Raw genomic sequence first — 16,696 nt, 5'->3', positions numbered from 1 at the left:
CCCCTTATGCTTTTGCCGGCGCGGCTGCTTCCGGTTCCTTCTTGCCCGTTTCAGGCAGCAAGAACGTTGCAACGAACATGGTGATGGAGCAAGCCACTGCGAACGCCGCGGCGTAGTACACATTACCAGTGGTATCAGCCATAACGCCTGCCACATACATCAGAACGGTTTCGACGACGTAGGAAATGGACCAGAACATCGCGAAGATCACTGTGATACGGCCTGGTGTCATGCCTGGCAGTTCCTGAGGCAGCGTGACCAGACAGGTCATCGGAACGAACAGGAAGAAACCTGCAAGGAATGCTGAAGCGGTGGCGATGATCGGGCTGGAGGTAACGATCATCAGTGCTGCAAAACAGGTCATCGCCAGACCGCACCAACGCATGACAGGCAGGCGCAGTGGATACCGCTTGGCCACGATGATGCCAACGAGCGTGCCAACCATGCCAGCGGCAATCATGATTGAAGCCAGGTACTGAGAAGCGACGGCGAAGTTAGGCACCAGCGGGAACAAGGAGAACACCGCGATGTAGCAGAACAGCAGTCCGGAGTAGGCAAATGGCAACAGCCAGTTTACCGGGTCCTTGATGCCGTCTTTCATGGTGTAGGCCTTCTGGACTTCACCAGCGGCATTTTTCGGGCCGGATAGTTCAAAGTCTTCTGAAATAAGCCACCAGATCACCAACAACGCACCGCTGGCCAAGGAAATTCCCAGAACAACGTTCTGCCAGGTTCCGAGATGCGCCATCAAGGTTCCCGTAAGCAGCAACGCCAAAAGGTTACCTGCATTAAATGCAGCAGCATTCAAGCCATTCACAATCGGGCGTTCTTCGGGAGTAAAGTAATTAACTACAATTGGGTTAAAGTAGACAATAACAAATGCACCGCCGAAGCCCATGATGAGGCGAGAGAACACGTAGAGCGGATAGTTGGTGGCGAAGGCGCCGAGCGCACCTGCTACAATCAGCAGCGAGGAAAACGCAAAGGCCTTCTTGGGGCCGAGTTTGACCAGGAACCAAGCCGCAATCAGGTTGCCAATGATCTTGGCGATGGTAATGGCGTTGGTCATCCAGGTAGCTGCGGTCACGCCCTCCACCTGAAAGTAAGCCATAATATCCGTGGTCATCATGTTGCCTGCAACCCATGACATCGCAAAGAGCGCGTAAGTCATAAAGATCACAAACTCGATTATGTGCTTTCGGATCATGACGGGAACCTCCCTTGTCCCTTTTGAGTTAAATCGAAGGAGTAAGACGAAGCATATACCGTTTTTTCTGAAGTCATTTTCCCGATTATGGAAAGGTGTATTGAGTACAGTACAGTAATCCAGATATAGGTATTTATGCTTAAACAAATAAAAATGGCCCGGAAAACTGCGCCCGAGCCAAATTGTTACGTATGGTAACTTGGATTAAGGCTGACGCGACGCGAAGTTTTCAATAGAGACTTCTTCGTCATAGTTGACGTCAGTAAAGCCAAAACCATTTAATTTCAGGAAGTCATTCTTGTAGCCCTCATAATCCCCCAATTCCGGGAAATTGTCCGGCCCCATCTCGTTGAGAATGACTTGCACTTTCTCTTGTACATCCGGGCGCAACTCCCAGTCGTCAACCCGCACCAGGCGCTGGTCGTCCACTGGCACCTCACCTGTTTCGGTATAGAGACGCTGCGCAAACAATCGCTGCATCTGTTCAATGCAGCCTTCATGCAAACCCAATTCCTTCATGACCTTGAAAAGGGCGAGGATGTAGGGTGAGAACGCCGGGATGAAAACACTGGCCTTGGTCACCAATGCCTTGCATACGGCCACATGAGCCTGCCCGCCTATCTTGCGCAATTGTTCATCAAGCACATCAGCGGTTTTGTGCAGGTGCTCCTTGGCATGCCCAAGCGTGCCTTCGTGATAGATCCGGCGGGTGATTTGCGACCCGATATAGGAGTAAGCAACCGTCTGGCAGCCTTCGGCGAGCACTCCGGCATCCGAAAGCACCTTGATCCACTCGGCCCAGTCTTCACCGCCCATTACGCGGACAGTATCTTCGATTTCCTGCGGATCGGCTGCTTCAAGAACGCCCTCATCGAAGCAGTCCTTTTCCAAATTGACAGTATATCCGGTAAGCGGCTCGCCAACGGTCTTGAGTGAGGAGCGGATTTTCTGCCCCGTTTCCGGATCCGGACGCACGCCCGTGGCGAGTGAATAGACCACCAAGTCCACGGTGCCGCCAAACTCAGTCTTGATGTAGTCGATAATCTGCTGGCGCATTTCCGCGGAAAATGCATCGCCGATAAAATTCTTGGCGATCAAACCCTCTTGCTCAGCCGCTTCGCGGAAGTACAAGGCGTTGTACCACCCGGCGCTCCCCACGCTGGCCTCGGACGGCCCACGCTCGAAAGCAACGCCAATAGTGTCGGCCTTGGCACCACCAAACGCCAATGAAATACGTGAGGCCAGACCAAACCCAGAAGATGCACCCAAAACGAGCACCTTCTTTGGTCCATTCTTTATCGGATCAGCTTGGCGAACATAGTCGATTTGTTCTTCAACCGCCTTTTTACAGCCGATTGGATGGCAGGTCTTTGCCACCTGCCCTTTGATTACAGGTTTGATAATCATGAGAAACTCTTTGTTGGGGCTTTGTGCATGTGACGATGAACAGGCCGTCAGGCCTGTTCAGGAGGGCGAACAGTCGCGATGCCCTCAATGACTGCCTTGTCATTTTGGTTGAAACTGGTGGTGCGCAGCTTGGCTATCTTTTTTTCTCTATTGATTTCAATAACCTCAACTTCCGCCCGAATGGTGTCGCCGATGTAAACCGGCGCTTTGAAGCGCATTTCCTGGCCAAGATAAATGGTTCCCGGTCCCGGCAGTTGCATGCCCAGCACCGTGGATGTCAAACCAGACACCAGAATGCCGTGGGCCACTCGCTTGCCAAAAACGCTGGCCTTGGCGGCCGTATCACTGACGTGTACCGGATTGACATCACCGCTGATACCGCAGAATGCCTGAATATCGGCTTCGCAAATGGTCTTTTCAAAACAGGCTTTCTGCCCGATGTGGAGCTGATCCAGCGTGTAGCTCATGACGGACCTCCATGTAAGAGAGCAATGACCGTGGGGCTCTGGTTTACGCCAGAGCCACTTCCTTTTCCTCGGTCAACGGTTTGAGGGTCAGACCAAGCGGCTTATCGACAAACAGCCGTGGATCCATCAACTTCAGATCTGCACTGACACGGGGCTGGAACGCCATCTGGCTTAAAACATCCCGCTCCAGATCAACGCCCGGCGCGATCTCGATCAATTCAAGTGTCTCATCAATCAACCGGAAAACCGCACGCTCCGTGATGTAGAGTACCGGCTTGCGGTTCAAACGGGCCTGATCGGCAGAAAAAGTCACTTGCTGCACCTTGGCGAGGAACTTCTTGATGCGTCCTTCCTGTACGATGGACAAGCGCCCCTCACCTGCATCGACTTTCAAACCGCCCGCCGTGAACGTGCCGCAGAAATACACTTCCTTGGCATTCTGCGTGATGTTGATAAAGCCGCCACACCCGGCGATTTTCGTTCCGAAACGAGAGACATTCAGGTCACCATTCCGGTCGCACTCCGCCAACCCGAGGAAAGCCTGATCCACGCCGCCGCCATCATAGAAGTCAAACATCTGATCCTGCGTGATGATGGCCTCCGGGAAAGCGGATGCGCCGAAACTCAACCCACCTGCCGGGGTACCACCGATTGCTCCGGGCTCAACCGTTGCAATCATCTTGTCCGTTACACCTTCTTCATCCGTGACTTCGGCAATGACTTCCGGAACGCCGATGCCGTAGTTGAGCACGGATCCTTCCCGCAACTCTATCGCAGCGCGGCGTGCGATAATTTTTTTGGCATCCAGAGGCCGCGGTCCGGAGTTGCGCCTCAGCCGCGTACCCCGACCACAATAAGCCGGGTTCATGGCTTCGGCGAATGTCTGCATATGTGCGTCATCGTCGGCGAGAACGACAGCATCCACGTGAATGCCTGGGATACGGACCTGTTGCGGATCCAACTCGCCAGCGTCAACGATCCTCTTCACCTGAACGATAACCTTGCCGCCCATATTGGAAACCAGCTGCGCAGCAGCAAGATTTTCAAGAAACAGACACTCATCTTCCATGGTGACGTTGCCGTTGCGATCGGCAGTAGTACCGCGCAGCAACGCCACATTGGCATCAATGCGCTTGTAGAACAGGTATTCCCGTCCTTCCATCTCGACGACCTTCACTCGGTCGTCCTTGGTGGCCTCATTGATTTTGCCGCCATCGATGCGCGGATCCACAAAAGTGCCTAGACCGACGTGAGTAAGCGTACCGGGCTTGCCTGCCGCGCTGTCACGGATCAACTGCGCGATAACCCCTTGCGGGAAGTTATAGGCTTCAATTTCATTCTGATTGGCCAGATCCTGAAGGCGGGGGATCAATCCCCAATGCCCGCCCAGCGCCATCTTCACCAACCCCTTGTGGGAGAGGTGATTATTGGCACGATCCTGACCATCGCCCTGCCCTGCCGTGAAATAAAGCTCCAGATTTCTGGGGTGACCGGTTTCAAAGAACCGGTCCTTAATGGCGCGCTCAATTGCTTCTGGCACAACCGCACCAATAAAACCGCCAAGTATTACCTTGTCGCCATCTTCAATAAGCGCAGCCGCTCCCTCTGGAGTCAAGATTTTTACTTGCATCCCGTGACCCTTCATTATGTAGATGCAAGTCACAATAAACTCGCACCATCTTTTTGCTTCCTGCATGAAGGATAGAAGGGTTCAGAACCAAGAAAAACAGGCAATCACCTAAAAGACAATTGCACAAACGGGACAATCAGCACGTGAGCAGTATCTGCTCGCCTGCCTCGTTGTGGCCCAGTTCACGGGTACGCCGGATAAGGTAATTCTTGAAGTTGGTGCACATGAGTGGCATCTGCCGTCGACGGCGAAAGAACAAGTTGAACTCGAACTCGGCATCGATGTAATCGCTGAGGATCGAGATCAGACGGCCATCAGCCAACTCTTCGCGCAGCAACGTAATCGGCAGATAGGCTATACCCCCACCGGTCAGGGCAATCGACTTGATGATCTCGCTGTCATCCACCTCGACAGTCCGCGCAATTTCCACCGCCGTGCAATCACCGTGGTATTCGAATACCCACTTGTTGCCGCCGACCAAGGTACGGGCAAACAGGCAGTTATGCTTTCGCAAATCCTCAGGCGTCGTGGGTACCCCGTACCGCTCGGCATACTCTGGGGAACAACATGCAACCAGCGGATACTTCAGAAGCGAACGCTTGACGAGCAAGCTGTCCTTCTCCTGAAAGCCTTGATAGGTCGCATTGGCGCGAATGAAGAAATCTACCTCTTCAACCATATCCACTTCATACGCAGTTTGGAGCACGCGAAAATCCACGTGGGGATGATCCAGCAGATACTCCCCCACGATTTGGGCCAGGAAGTAGCGCGCAAACAAAGGCGTGGCAGCGACACAGATCGTGCCGCGCTCTTCCTTGCCAAAGTTTGTGATCTCGGTGAAGATATCTTCAATCTCGGCGTTGACATCACTGAAACGCTCATAGAGGCGTTGCCCGGCTTCGGTTGCAACAACCTTCCGCGTTGAGCGCTTGAGCAAGCTCACACCCATTTTCTCCTCAAGCTCGATAATCCAGCGACTGCCGGCGCTGGCCGAAATGCCGTAGAGGCGGGCGGCATCGGAAAAAGATCCAGTGCGCACGACGTGCAGAAAATAGACGATCTTATCGAGCATGGGACCTCGCAATCCTTTAGTTTTTTTGGCTCTTTTGCATCCTTTACGGGTACACTCACCCCTTTGGAAAGATTAGTGGAATTAGCAGCTTCGTACAGTTCGGGAATTGTCGCAGGGCATATCGTTTTTCAAAGAGACTAAAACGTGGAATTTCATGGGTCATCTCGGCCATCCCATTTCTTCATTTTTGTTTTGCGAAGGTGCCTGTAATCATTCGCGGCCGCTCATGTCAAGAATATCACCAACAACTTCAGAGCGATCAGGAATTGCTCGGGAATTCAGAAGAGGTGATATCACTATGCTCCAGGACAAGATTTGTATCGTAACCGGCGGCGCTCAGGGCATTGGTCGCTGCATTGTCGAAACCTTTGCCGATCAGCATGCAGCGCAGGTGTATGCCTGCGACATGAACGAAGACGCCATGCAGGACTATCGTGACCGGTTCCAGAACGTGCAACCTGTCGCGCTGAACGTTTGCGACCGTGATGCCGTTGTCGCTTTTGTGGAGCAGGTGAAAGCCGATCATGGTCGCGTCGACGTATTGGTGAACAATGCCGGCGTTACCCGCGACAATCTGCTCGACCGGATGAGTGAATCCGATTGGGATATCGTGGTGGACGTGAACCTGAAGGGCGTGTTCAACATGACGCAAGCCATTGCACCGCTGATGATGGAAAGCGGGGCCGGCTCCGTGATCACCATGTCATCCGTTGTCGGTACCGACGGCAATATTGGTCAGAGCAACTATGCTGCCACCAAGGGCGGTGTGATTGCCATGACCAAAGGTTGGGCCAAAGAGTTTTCTCGCAAAGGTGCGCAGGTCCGCGCCAACTGCGTGGCACCCGGTTTCATCAAGACCCCAATGACAAAAGACCTTCCGGAAAAGGTCATCGACCACATGAAAAGCAAAACCCCGCTTGGTCGCATGGGCGAGGCAGAGGACATTGCCGAAGGCGTTCTGTTTCTGGCAAGTGATCGCTCCCGCTTCATTACCGGGCAGACATTGAAAATTGACGGCGGCCTGGTGATTTAAGGGGATCGTGATGACAAAGATTTTCATTGTAGGAGCCAAGCGCACCGCAATTGGCAGCTTCATGGGATCGCTGGCATCAGTGCCAGCACCCAAGCTGGGCGCTACAGCGATTGCAGCTGCTCTTTCCCAAAGCAACCTGTCAGCCGACAAGGTGGACGAGGTCATTGTCGGCAACGTTTTGGGTGCGGATCAGGGTATGGGCCCTGGTCGACAGGCGGCAATCTACGCCGGAATCCCGGATCATGTACCCGCTTATACGGTTAACATGATTTGCGGCAGTGGCATGAAAACCATGATGGATGCTGCCGCCCATATCAAAGCAGGAGATGCGGACGTCGTCGTTGCGGCGGGTATGGAGAACATGTCTCAGGCCCCCTTTGCTTTGCCGGGTAAGAGCCGCATGGGCCACAAGATGGGCAATCAGGGTCTTTCAGACACCATGATCAAGGATGGCCTGACAGATGTGTTCAACAACTACCACATGGGCATGACCGCGGAGAACCTGGTAGACAAGTTCGGCTTGACCCGCGATGATCAGGACGAATTTGCGCTGCAAAGCCAGAAACGAGCCAGTAGCGCAGTTGAAGCTGGTGTCTTCGCTGATGAAATCGCGCCGATCGAGGTCAAAACTCGCAAGGCCATTTCTGTATTCGATCGGGACGAATATCCTCGCGCTGATGCATCCATGGAAGGCTTGGCCAAGTTGAAGCCTGCCTTTAAAAAGGATGGCAGCGTGACCGCGGGCAACGCCTCCGGGATCAACGATGGCGGCGTAGCACTTGTTCTTGCTTCAGAGGCGGCCGTCGAAAAACATGGTCTGACCCCGCTCGCCGAACTGGTCAGCTATGGCCAAGGCGGTGTGGATCCGGCCATTATGGGCTACGGCCCAGTGCCAGCCATTGCTCAGGCTCTTCAGCGGGCCAACATGCGTCTTGCGGACATGGAGCGCCTTGAACTGAACGAGGCGTTTGCAGCGCAAGCGCTGGCTGTCATGCACGGCCTGACTCAGGAGCACGATGTGACCCTCGACTGGTTCGAGGACAAGACCAACGTAACTGGTGGTGCCATTGCGCTCGGGCATCCACTGGGCGCCTCTGGCGGACGAATCGTGACAACGCTGCTTTACGGCATGATGCGTAACCAACTCACATATGGCCTCGCCTCTTTGTGCATTGGTGGTGGCATGGGCACTGCTGTGGTCTTGAAGAAAGTCTAGTCTCCACATCGCCGGCTCTTCCAGCCCAGCAGCAAGTGCTGCTGCCCAGCCAGCCCTTGTCGAAACCGCCCGTTTCGACAAGGGCTTTTTGTTGAAGCAGCCTTCAGGGCATACGAATAATGTCCGGCATTATCTGTGTCACACCCGAGCCGCGCTTGTCCGGATCTTCCAGAACTTCAAAAAGCATGTCCATCATCGCTGGTACGTTCTGGCGCACCATTGTGGTGTTGCGCCCCAACAGCGCGGCATAGGGGTCCCAGTCGAAACAGCCAAGCGTAACCTGTTCCAGCTTTTCCAAACCCGCGCGCTTGAACCAATTGACGATGCCCTCGAGAGAAATGGTTGAGTTGACAAAAATCCCGCTGGGCAGGCGCCCTACCTTTTCAACAAACGCATCAAAGCTTCGCTCCGCTTTATGAGCTGCGTAGCCACACGGTCGCACGAACTCCGGCGCTATGGTCGCTCCTGCATTCGCGTGCGCCATGCGAAAACCACGAATACGCTCCGAGGTGTTGTGATCATGGGCTCGCCCACCAATGAACACGACATCACTGTCCCGCCCGGCACAGGGAAAGCCGAGACGACCAAGAATGTCCGCTGTCAGTTCCAGCGCCGCACTGTAATTGTCGGAGATGATTGAAGGCGAGCTCGTTCCCGGCAGATCCACATTGATCGTGCTTACTCCCTGTGCGCCGCAGATCTCGGCAATCTTGTCCGGATTGGTGGCGCCGGTACAGACAATGTGGTCAACACGATACGCCAGCATGGACTGTGCCGCTTCGATCTCCAGTTCCGGGTCACGACGTGTACAGGTAACAATCGGAAACAGACCGCGCTCGCGGGCGCGCTGTTCAAAGGTCTGCGCTAGCGCGCCAAAGTATCGGTTGTCATACATGGGCACAATCATGCCGATGATGCCGGAGCGTTCGGTGCGCAGAGCACGGGCCTGCATGTTGGGTGAATAGCCTTGTTCGCGGGCAACCTTGCGAATCTGGTCTGCCAATTTCTGGCTTATGCGGCGCTTCTTCCAGGTTCCGTTGAGGACAGCGCCAACAGTACTGGCGGAGGTGTTGGTTAACTTCGCCAAATCATAAATCGTCGGACGTTTATCACTTCGACTGTCAGTCATATCACCTCCCTTCCGCGATTTCTCTGGATTGATGCTTGACAAGAAATGCGGCCAAGCGCAATATGCACCTTCGATGGTGCATGTGTAAAGTACTGATTTTGAACGGTTTGGGAGGACCCAATGAAGACTATCTCTAAGCTACTTGGTGCCGCTGCTGTTTCCGTGTCGATGTTGGCCGCGCCAGCATTGGCCGACGACACACCAACAATCGGTGTTGTTGTTAAGGTCGGTGGCATTCCGTGGTTCAATGCCATGGAACAAGGTATCGAGGAAGCAGGTGACAAACTCGGCGTCGACGCTTTCATGGTTGGTCCGACCAGCGCAGATCCTGCCCTGCAGGTTCGCGCCATTGAAGATCTGATCGCGCGCGGTGTTGATGTTATCGGCGTTGTACCAAACGACGCACAGGTCCTGGAACCCGTTCTGAAGCGTGCCATGGATGCGGGCATTAAAGTTATTACCCACGAATCCGAGGCAAGCCAGAACAAGGACTTCAACTTTGAACTCGTGTCTGCTGAAAACTTCGGCAAAGCCCACGCGGACATGTTCGCCAAGGCTACCGGTTGTGAAGGCAGTTATGCGGTTTACGTTGGTGGTTTGACGGTTCCAGCACACAATGCCTGGGCAGATGCAGCCGTGACACGGCTCGAAGAAAAGTGTCCGGACATGAAGCAGGCAGCGGACCGCTTTGGCGTTGCTGAAAGTGTTGATGATAGCCGTACCACGACGCTTGACCTGCTACGCGCCAATGAAGACTTTGCCGGCGTAATGGCATTTGGTAGCCAGGGGCCGATCGGTGCAGCACGCGCTGTTCAGGAACGTGGTCTTGAGGGCGAAGTTGCCGTTGTCGGATTGTTCTCCGCTGGCCAGGGCCGTCGTCTGGTTCATTCAGATGCGCTGACAGGCGGCTTCGTGTGGAGCCCAATTGAAGCGGGCAAGGCGTTTGTCGAGCTGGGCACCATGCTCGTTATGGGCGACACGGTGCAGGACGGCGATGATGTGCCGGTGCTGGGTACTGTTGAAGTGGATGGCAAGAACATCTACGCCAACAAGCCTCTTGAACTGGGCAAGGACTCCGTTGACGGTCTGTCTGAGCTAGGCCTCTAAAACACTCCCGAGGGCCAAGACCCTGTTGTTCGGAGCCGTCATTGTCCAAGACAGATGGCTCCGAACGCGCTTCCATCCACTTCTCACGATCAACTGCAGGACGGGTAAAAGCCCGGCCAACGGGACAGTTGTGCGCAGCCGAGAAGGCGACCATGACAGAACTTGCAATTCGTGCGACTTCGATCACCAAAAAGTTCGGTGGTTTTACCGCACTCGACAATGTCGAATTTGAACTGCAGCCGGGCGAGATCCATTGCCTTGCAGGCGAAAACGGGTGCGGCAAGAGTACCCTCATCAAGATCATCAATGGAGTGTACCAGCCAGAGCCCGGCGCGCACTTCGAGTTTTCGGGCCAGCAGTCCGTTGGGCAAATCTCGCCCTCAAGCGCCAAACGCCTTGGGATTCACGTGATTTGGCAGGATCTGGCACTGTTTCCAGATCTCACGGTTGCCGAAAACATTTGTTTCGATAGCTTCGTTGCGCATCCCCTGAAGGGCATCGACAGTCAGGCAAAGATCGAGCAGGCCAGCAAAACCATTGGCGAGTTGGGCGTCCAACTGGATCCGACCGCGCGCGTTGGTGATCTGAGCATCGCCAAACGCCAACTGGTTGCCATCTGTCGTGTAATTCAAGCAGAAGCGCGGATCATCTTCATGGATGAACCGACCGCATCGCTGACACAAAAAGAAACAGAGACGCTGCTTTCCATCGTGCGTCGTTTGTCCGCACAGGGGATTTCGATTGTTTTCGTCAGCCACCGCCTTGCTGAGGTGTTGGATGTGTGCGAACGCGTCACCGTGCTGCGAGACGGCAAACTTGTCGGGACCTTTCCAACGGAGGGAATGACGCAAAAAAAGCTCTCGACCCTGATGACGGGCAAAGAGCTGGATCAGACACCGCGTGCGGGTGAGGTCAACGGGGACCGCATTCTGGTCCTGAAGCACCTGACACGGCGCGGTGAATACGAGGACATCAGTTTTGACCTTCGCAAGGGAGAAATCCTTGGTTTGACGGGTCTTATGGGCTCGGGACGGACCGAGATCGCCTTGTCCATTTTCGGCATGACCAAACCTGATAGCGGAGAAATCCGGCTCGATGGGCAGGAAATGCAGTTCAAAAGCAATCGCGACGCGATTGACGCCGGCATCGCCTATGTTTCCGAGGACCGATTGAACCTTGGCCTCGACCAGAAGCAATCCATTGCGGACAACACGGCAGCGCCTGTTCTCAAACAGCTATCAAACCCAAGCTTTTTCCTCAGCCCCAAGAGCATTCGCGCGCTCTGCGACACCTGGATTGACAAGCTCAAGACCAAGGTCAGCGATCCGCTTCTGCCGGTTTCATCGCTTTCCGGCGGCAACCAGCAAAGGATCGTTCTTGCCAAATGGTTGGCAACCGAACCGAAAGTGCTTGTGCTGGACTCTCCGACCGTTGGCGTGGACGTGGGCGCCAAGGCTGGGATTTTCGAGATTATCCGGCAGCTCGCAGATCAAGGCATGGCCATCATCCTCATCTCTGATGAAGCCAGCGAAATCTACCACAACACGGACCGTACGCTTGTTTTGAAAGAAGGCCGTATTTCCCGGTCGTTCAAGACAACGGATGTCAGCGAAGAAGAGCTGGAGGGCATCATCAATGCTTAACCGCCTAAAAAGCGTCGAAGGATCCCTGCTCGCCGTTATCGTGGTGCTGGGTCTGCTACTCAGCCTGACGACCGACAGCTTCCTTACAGTTCAAAACATGTTTGACCTTCTGAACAATCAGGCCGTGAACATTATTTTTGCAGTGGGTCTGGTCGTCGTGCTGGTTTCCGGTGGGATTGACATCTCGTTTTCGATCTCCGCCTCCGTAGTGCAATACGTTGTGGTCACTCTGGTTCTGTCCATGGGAGGCGGAAACTGGGCGATTGGATTGGTTTTGGCGGCGGGTTGCGGCTTGATGCTGGGCTTGGTGAACGCGTTTCTCATTCACCGATTCAGAATCGTTTCAATCATCGTCACCATCGGCACATTTAATCTGTTTTTCGGCCTCTTGATGTACTTCACGCGGGGCCGGTCGATCTACAACATTCCCGATTGGCTCTATTACCGCATTCCGGTTCTGGAACTATCTGATGCCAGTTTGTATCTACCCATCGTGGTGGCGGTGCTTCTGGCGTTCGTAACGTGGTTTTTCATGACCCGGATGGGGTTTGGCCGCATGATCATTGGGTTTGGTTCCGATCCTGAAGCAGCGCGCAGATCCGGCATCAACATCGCCTTCATTCAAGCCTTTGCCTACGGCTGGCTCGGCCTGTGCGCAGGTATTGGCGGGCTGATGCAAGCGCACATCGTTCAGGAAGTAGTGCCCAATGCGCTTTATGGACGTGAACTTGAAATTCTGGCTGCTGTCGTTCTGGGCGGTGCTGTCCTTGGCGGCGGACGGGGCACGGTCATTGGCGCCATCTTGGGTGTCATGCTACTCGCCGTCGTCCAGAACGGCCTGAACCTGCTGGGCATAACCCCCTTCGCCTTCAAGGCCATCGTGGGCATCATTATCCTGATGGCAATCACCGCAACAAACATCGACCGCTTGCTGCCCAAGCGCAGCACCAAAGTGGAAGGGTAGGGCCATGAACAACAATCGGTTCCTTCAGTTTTTCCGCAAGAGCAGCAGTGATCGGCTGGAGTTGCTGGCCATGCTCGGCTTTCTGGCCCTCTGTCTGGCGTTTTTCAGCGTGGTTGCGCCCCGTTTTCTGTCTCCCGGCATTTTCCGCTCCATGGCCTACCAGTTGCCGGAGTTGGGGCTCTTAACGCTGGCAATGTTTGTTCCGATCATTTCCGGCGGGCTCAACCTTGCGGTCACATACTCCGCCAACATATGCGGATTGGCCGCTGCCTTTCTGGTCAAGGGGTTCCTTATGTCTGCCGGTTGGGCGTCTGTTCCCGCAGCTCTAGTCGTTGGGCTGGGCGTCGGGGCCGGTGTAGGGGTGCTCGTCGGCGCGATGGTTGCCTATGTGGGCGCTCACCCCATTCTTGTGACATTGGGCGCCATGATTTTCTTGCGCGGTCTGGGTGAACTGCTAACACGAGGCGGCGACATCTCCGGCATGCCGGAAGCTTTCAACTTCATCGGCCACGGGTCCATCCTTGGCATCCCTGTACCCATGCTGATCTTTCTCGGGGCCGCCGGCATCTTGTTGTACATCATGCAGTACACCAAAGAGGGCTTCAGCATTTACATGTCCGGCTCCAATCCGGAAGCCGCGAAGTACTCCGGCATCAATGTCAACAAGACCCTGATGCTGGTCTACGGTCTGTCCGGTGCAATTTCCGGCTTGGCAGGCATTCTCATGCTGGCGCGTTTCAACTCGGTGCGTGTGGGACACGGTGATTCCTACCTGCTCATTACCGTATTGGCCTGCTTCCTGGCTGGCGCCAACCCGTTCGGTGGCTTCGGTCGGGTTCTGCCGCTGGTCGTTGGGCTGATGAGTTTGCAAGTCGTGGCCTCCGGCATGAACCTTTTGGGTGCAAGCCAGCATCTCTCCACCGCAATCTGGGGCGGGTTTCTGCTGCTGGTCATGGTGTTGAGATCTCCTTTCCTGAACAAGAACTAAACAGCCAGAGGTGAGTATGACCTACGTCATTGGTGTAGATGTTGGGACAGGAAGCGCCCGCGCAGGCTTGTTCGACCATACGGGCGTGATGCACGGAACCGCTCAACACGCAATCAAGATTGCCCATCCGCAAAGTGAATGGGCCGAACAAAGTTCCACCGACATCTGGCGAGCTGTGTGTGCCAGTGTGAAGGCCGTGATGCATGAAACCGGGGTAGAGCCGGCTCGGGTGAAGGGCATTTCCTTCAGCGCGACCTGTTCGCTCGTTCTGCTCGACAACGCGGGCGCTCCGTTGTGCTTGTCCAACGGTGAAGACTTGTGGGACATCATCGTTTGGATGGATCATCGGGCAACGGCTGAGGCGGATGAGGTGACTCAAAGCCAAAGCTCCGTTTTGAACAATCTGGGCGGACGCATGTCCCCGGAAATGCAGATACCCAAACTCATGTGGTTGAAGCGCCATCGCCCCGATCTCTGGGAGCGGCTCGGTTATGCGGGCGATCTTGCCGATTTCCTCACGTACAAGTGCAGCGGGTCAATTGAGCGGTCGGTGTGCACTCTGGGCTGCAAGTGGACCTTTGACCCAGACGCCAACGCTTGGAATACCGCTTTTCTTGCGGACATGGGGCTTGAGGATTTGCTTGCGAAAGGTCAATTGCCAGACACGGCAAGGCCTGTGGGCACCCCGCTAGGTGCGCTTACTGATGCAGCGGCGGCCGATTTGGGATTGACGACGGACTGCGAGGTTGCCGTTGGATTGATTGACGCGCACTCAGGTGCTTTGGGAACGTTAGGCCTTCACGCAGAAGACGCACCCGAAAAACGAATGGCACTTATTGCTGGCACATCCAACTGTCACATTGCTCTCAGTCCGGCCCGCAATGAGGTCCCCGGCGTGTGGGGGCCATATTTTGGTGCGGTCACACCCGGCATGTGGGCCAATGAAGGTGGACAAAGCCTGACCGGCGCTCTTCTGGATCATGTGATCGGCCTGTTTTCCGGCGATCCCAAGGCTCCAGAGAACAGTCATGGCGCGTTGGCCGAAACACTGCTTGACCGCATGACAAGTGATCCGGATATCGCAGGGCGCGTCCATGTCATGCCTGATCTGCTCGGCAATCGGTCCCCGTTTGCCGATGCCGACATGCGCGGTGCCATTCTGGGTCTGACACTTGAGGAGCCGCGCGAGACGTTCTTGAAAGTGTACTGGGCAGCAGCAGCCAGCATTGCCTATGGCACCAAGCTCATCATCGATCGCATGAATGACCATGGATATGCCATCAACACGCTTCATCTCAGTGGAGGGCATAAAAAGTCCGAGCTGTTGGTCGGGCTCTATGCAGATGCAACCGGATGCGATGTAGTTATTTCCCAAGCTGAAGAGCCTGTGCTACTGGGAGCCGCCATAGCAGCTCTGGCGCCGCTCAATGGCGAATTGGGGGTTTCAGGCGCGATTTCCAAAATACGCGTTGCCTGTGATGTTCGCACGCCCGATCCAGTTCGAGCTGCCATGCACGCCCGCCGCTATGACACGTTCAAGGCACTATACAAGGCGTGACCGGCGCTTCCCGTCTACCAATCACATAGGAGGTGTGCTGTCGCGCACCTCTTTTTTGTGCCGTTTACAGTTTTCCGCCAAGAATTGATCTTGGTCTCGGAACGGGCTAGCAATACAGGCAGTTCAAGGGGATAGGCGTAGGCAAGACGACTTGACCAAACACATTTCGAAGACAGGAAGCATTGCGCTTTTCAGTTCCGGCATGCTCTCGCACCGCCGAGAAATCGAATACCTGAGTGGATGCCGCATCCAGTTTTATCGCGCCAAACAGCCACTCCATTCAGACACCATCGCCATTGGGGGATGGGGCTACAAGGATTCGGCAAATATCGCACGGCGGCGAGCCGAGAAAGAAGGCTTGCCATATTGGGCTTTCGAAGATGCGTTCGTGCGTTCTGTCCAACCAGGCATTGCAGAGCCCAGCGCTTCCATGCTTCTGGACAAGACCGGCATCTTTTATGACGCCCGATCAGAGAGCCGCTTGTTTGATCTGATCGCAACCGGCCATGTCAGTGCGACTGAAGCCGAAAGCGCCGAGGCCGTAGCCGCCCATTTAACCGATCGCTCCATTTCAAAGTACAACAATGTCGCGCCAGACACATTGCCAGACGCCCTTAAACGGCTAAGAGACGGAAGCGCCATTGTAATTGTTGACCAAACCCAAGGAGATGCCTCAATTCCCGGTGCCTTAGCTTTACCCGAGCACTTCCAAGACATGATACAGACGGCACTGCAGGAAACGGAGGGACTGCCGCTTATCGTCAAGACACACCCGGATGTGATGGCGGGCCTTAAACACGGCTATATTGGCACCCATTGGCGGGATGAGCGCCTCGTCTGGCTTCAGGATCCTGTTTCGCCATGGCGACTCTTTGAAAAGGCGCGGGCCGTGTTCACCGTCTCCAGCCAACTGGGCATGGAAGCGCTGATGGCAGGTGTGCCGGTGCGGTGCTGGGGACTGCCGTTTTATGCGGGCTGGGGTCAAACTCAGGACAAAACTGGCAAAAATGACATATCTCGCGGCGATCGTTCCTTACCCGAAATAATACACGCGGCTTATCTGGGCTACGCGCACTACTTCGATCACTGGAAACGTACTCCAGTTGACGTTCATGAAGCCATTGAGCAGGTGGCCTACTTGCGCGGGCAGCAAATGGCGACTCCGAGGCGGTCATTCAGCTTTTTGCCGCGCAAGGCAGAGCAGTGGGTGTACCGTCATTTGCAGCGCCCCCACCGCCCTTAATTGGAACTCTGGCGATATCCTCCGAGAGAGGA

At 55.0% G+C, this 16,696-nt stretch carries 14 protein-coding genes; 8 read left to right on the top strand and 6 right to left on the bottom strand.

Annotation, left to right across the window (positions count from 1 at the left end; all coding sequences use genetic code 11):
- Positions 1 to 4: 4 nt before the first annotated feature.
- From G512_RS0103410 to G512_RS0103390, 5 genes are all read right to left on the bottom strand, one after another.
- The gene (locus G512_RS0103410) at positions 5 to 1,207 is read right to left on the bottom strand and encodes an MFS transporter (protein WP_028480488.1); all 1,203 of its coding nucleotides are present in this window, start codon (positions 1,205 to 1,207) and stop codon (positions 5 to 7) included.
- Between the two features lie 204 nt (positions 1,208 to 1,411).
- Positions 1,412 to 2,614 (bottom strand): enoyl-ACP reductase FabV, encoded by a 1,203-nt coding sequence (gene fabV, locus G512_RS0103405; RefSeq protein WP_028480487.1) that lies wholly within the window; start codon positions 2,612 to 2,614, stop codon positions 1,412 to 1,414.
- Between the two features lie 47 nt (positions 2,615 to 2,661).
- On the bottom strand, positions 2,662 to 3,081 hold the full coding sequence (locus G512_RS0103400; protein WP_028480486.1) for a MaoC family dehydratase: 420 nt from the start codon (positions 3,079 to 3,081) through the stop codon (positions 2,662 to 2,664).
- A gap of 43 nt (positions 3,082 to 3,124) precedes the next feature.
- A complete protein-coding gene (locus G512_RS0103395; RefSeq protein ID WP_028480485.1) occupies positions 3,125 to 4,711 on the bottom strand; it encodes an acyl CoA:acetate/3-ketoacid CoA transferase in 1,587 nt (528 codons plus the stop codon).
- A 136-nt stretch (positions 4,712 to 4,847) separates the two neighbouring features.
- Entirely contained in the window at positions 4,848 to 5,783 is a 936-nt protein-coding gene (locus tag G512_RS0103390; RefSeq protein ID WP_028480484.1) for a LysR family transcriptional regulator, read from the bottom strand.
- Between the two features lie 298 nt (positions 5,784 to 6,081).
- Here G512_RS0103390 and G512_RS0103385 point away from each other — a divergent pair, with 298 nt between their 5' ends.
- Entirely contained in the window at positions 6,082 to 6,816 is a 735-nt protein-coding gene (locus G512_RS0103385) for a beta-ketoacyl-ACP reductase (protein WP_028480483.1), read from the top strand.
- A gap of 10 nt (positions 6,817 to 6,826) precedes the next feature.
- The gene (locus G512_RS0103380) at positions 6,827 to 8,032 is read left to right on the top strand and encodes an acetyl-CoA C-acetyltransferase (RefSeq protein ID WP_028480482.1); all 1,206 of its coding nucleotides are present in this window, start codon (positions 6,827 to 6,829) and stop codon (positions 8,030 to 8,032) included.
- Between the two features lie 103 nt (positions 8,033 to 8,135).
- Here G512_RS0103380 and G512_RS0103375 read toward each other — a convergent pair whose 3' ends face one another.
- Complete coding sequence (locus G512_RS0103375) at positions 8,136 to 9,161, bottom strand: LacI family DNA-binding transcriptional regulator (protein WP_028480481.1); 1,026 nt, start codon at positions 9,159 to 9,161, stop codon at positions 8,136 to 8,138.
- 120 nt (positions 9,162 to 9,281) lie between these two features.
- On the opposite strand from G512_RS0103375, the gene G512_RS0103370 reads away from it, so the two are divergent.
- The 6 genes from G512_RS0103370 to G512_RS19880 all read left to right on the top strand — a co-directional run bounded on the left by G512_RS0103370 (position 9,282) and on the right by G512_RS19880 (position 16,664).
- Positions 9,282 to 10,268, top strand: a complete 987-nt coding sequence (locus tag G512_RS0103370; protein ID WP_081657351.1) for a substrate-binding domain-containing protein — start codon at positions 9,282 to 9,284, stop codon at positions 10,266 to 10,268.
- Positions 10,269 to 10,420: 152 nt separating this feature from the next.
- Entirely contained in the window at positions 10,421 to 11,911 is a 1,491-nt protein-coding gene (locus tag G512_RS0103365) for a sugar ABC transporter ATP-binding protein (RefSeq protein ID WP_028480479.1), read from the top strand.
- Complete coding sequence (locus G512_RS0103360; RefSeq protein WP_028480478.1) at positions 11,904 to 12,875, top strand: ABC transporter permease; 972 nt, start codon at positions 11,904 to 11,906, stop codon at positions 12,873 to 12,875. The genes G512_RS0103365 and G512_RS0103360 overlap by 8 nt, the downstream gene beginning before the upstream one ends.
- Before the next feature lie 70 nt (positions 12,876 to 12,945).
- Complete coding sequence (locus G512_RS19885) at positions 12,946 to 13,863, top strand: ABC transporter permease (RefSeq protein WP_178378246.1); 918 nt, start codon at positions 12,946 to 12,948, stop codon at positions 13,861 to 13,863.
- Between the two features lie 16 nt (positions 13,864 to 13,879).
- The gene (locus G512_RS0103350; RefSeq protein WP_143181376.1) at positions 13,880 to 15,421 is read left to right on the top strand and encodes an FGGY-family carbohydrate kinase; all 1,542 of its coding nucleotides are present in this window, start codon (positions 13,880 to 13,882) and stop codon (positions 15,419 to 15,421) included.
- 151 nt (positions 15,422 to 15,572) lie between these two features.
- Positions 15,573 to 16,664, top strand: a complete 1,092-nt coding sequence (locus G512_RS19880) for a capsular polysaccharide export protein, LipB/KpsS family (protein WP_028480476.1) — start codon at positions 15,573 to 15,575, stop codon at positions 16,662 to 16,664.
- The last annotated feature ends 32 nt before the right edge of the window (positions 16,665 to 16,696 follow it).

Source organism: Pseudovibrio exalbescens DSM 16456, assembly GCF_000422785.1.
Lineage (GTDB): Bacteria > Pseudomonadota > Alphaproteobacteria > Rhizobiales > Stappiaceae > Pseudovibrio > Pseudovibrio exalbescens.
The sequence above is the reverse complement of the archived record's forward strand: the minus strand, read 5'-3'. Positions and strand labels throughout refer to the sequence as shown.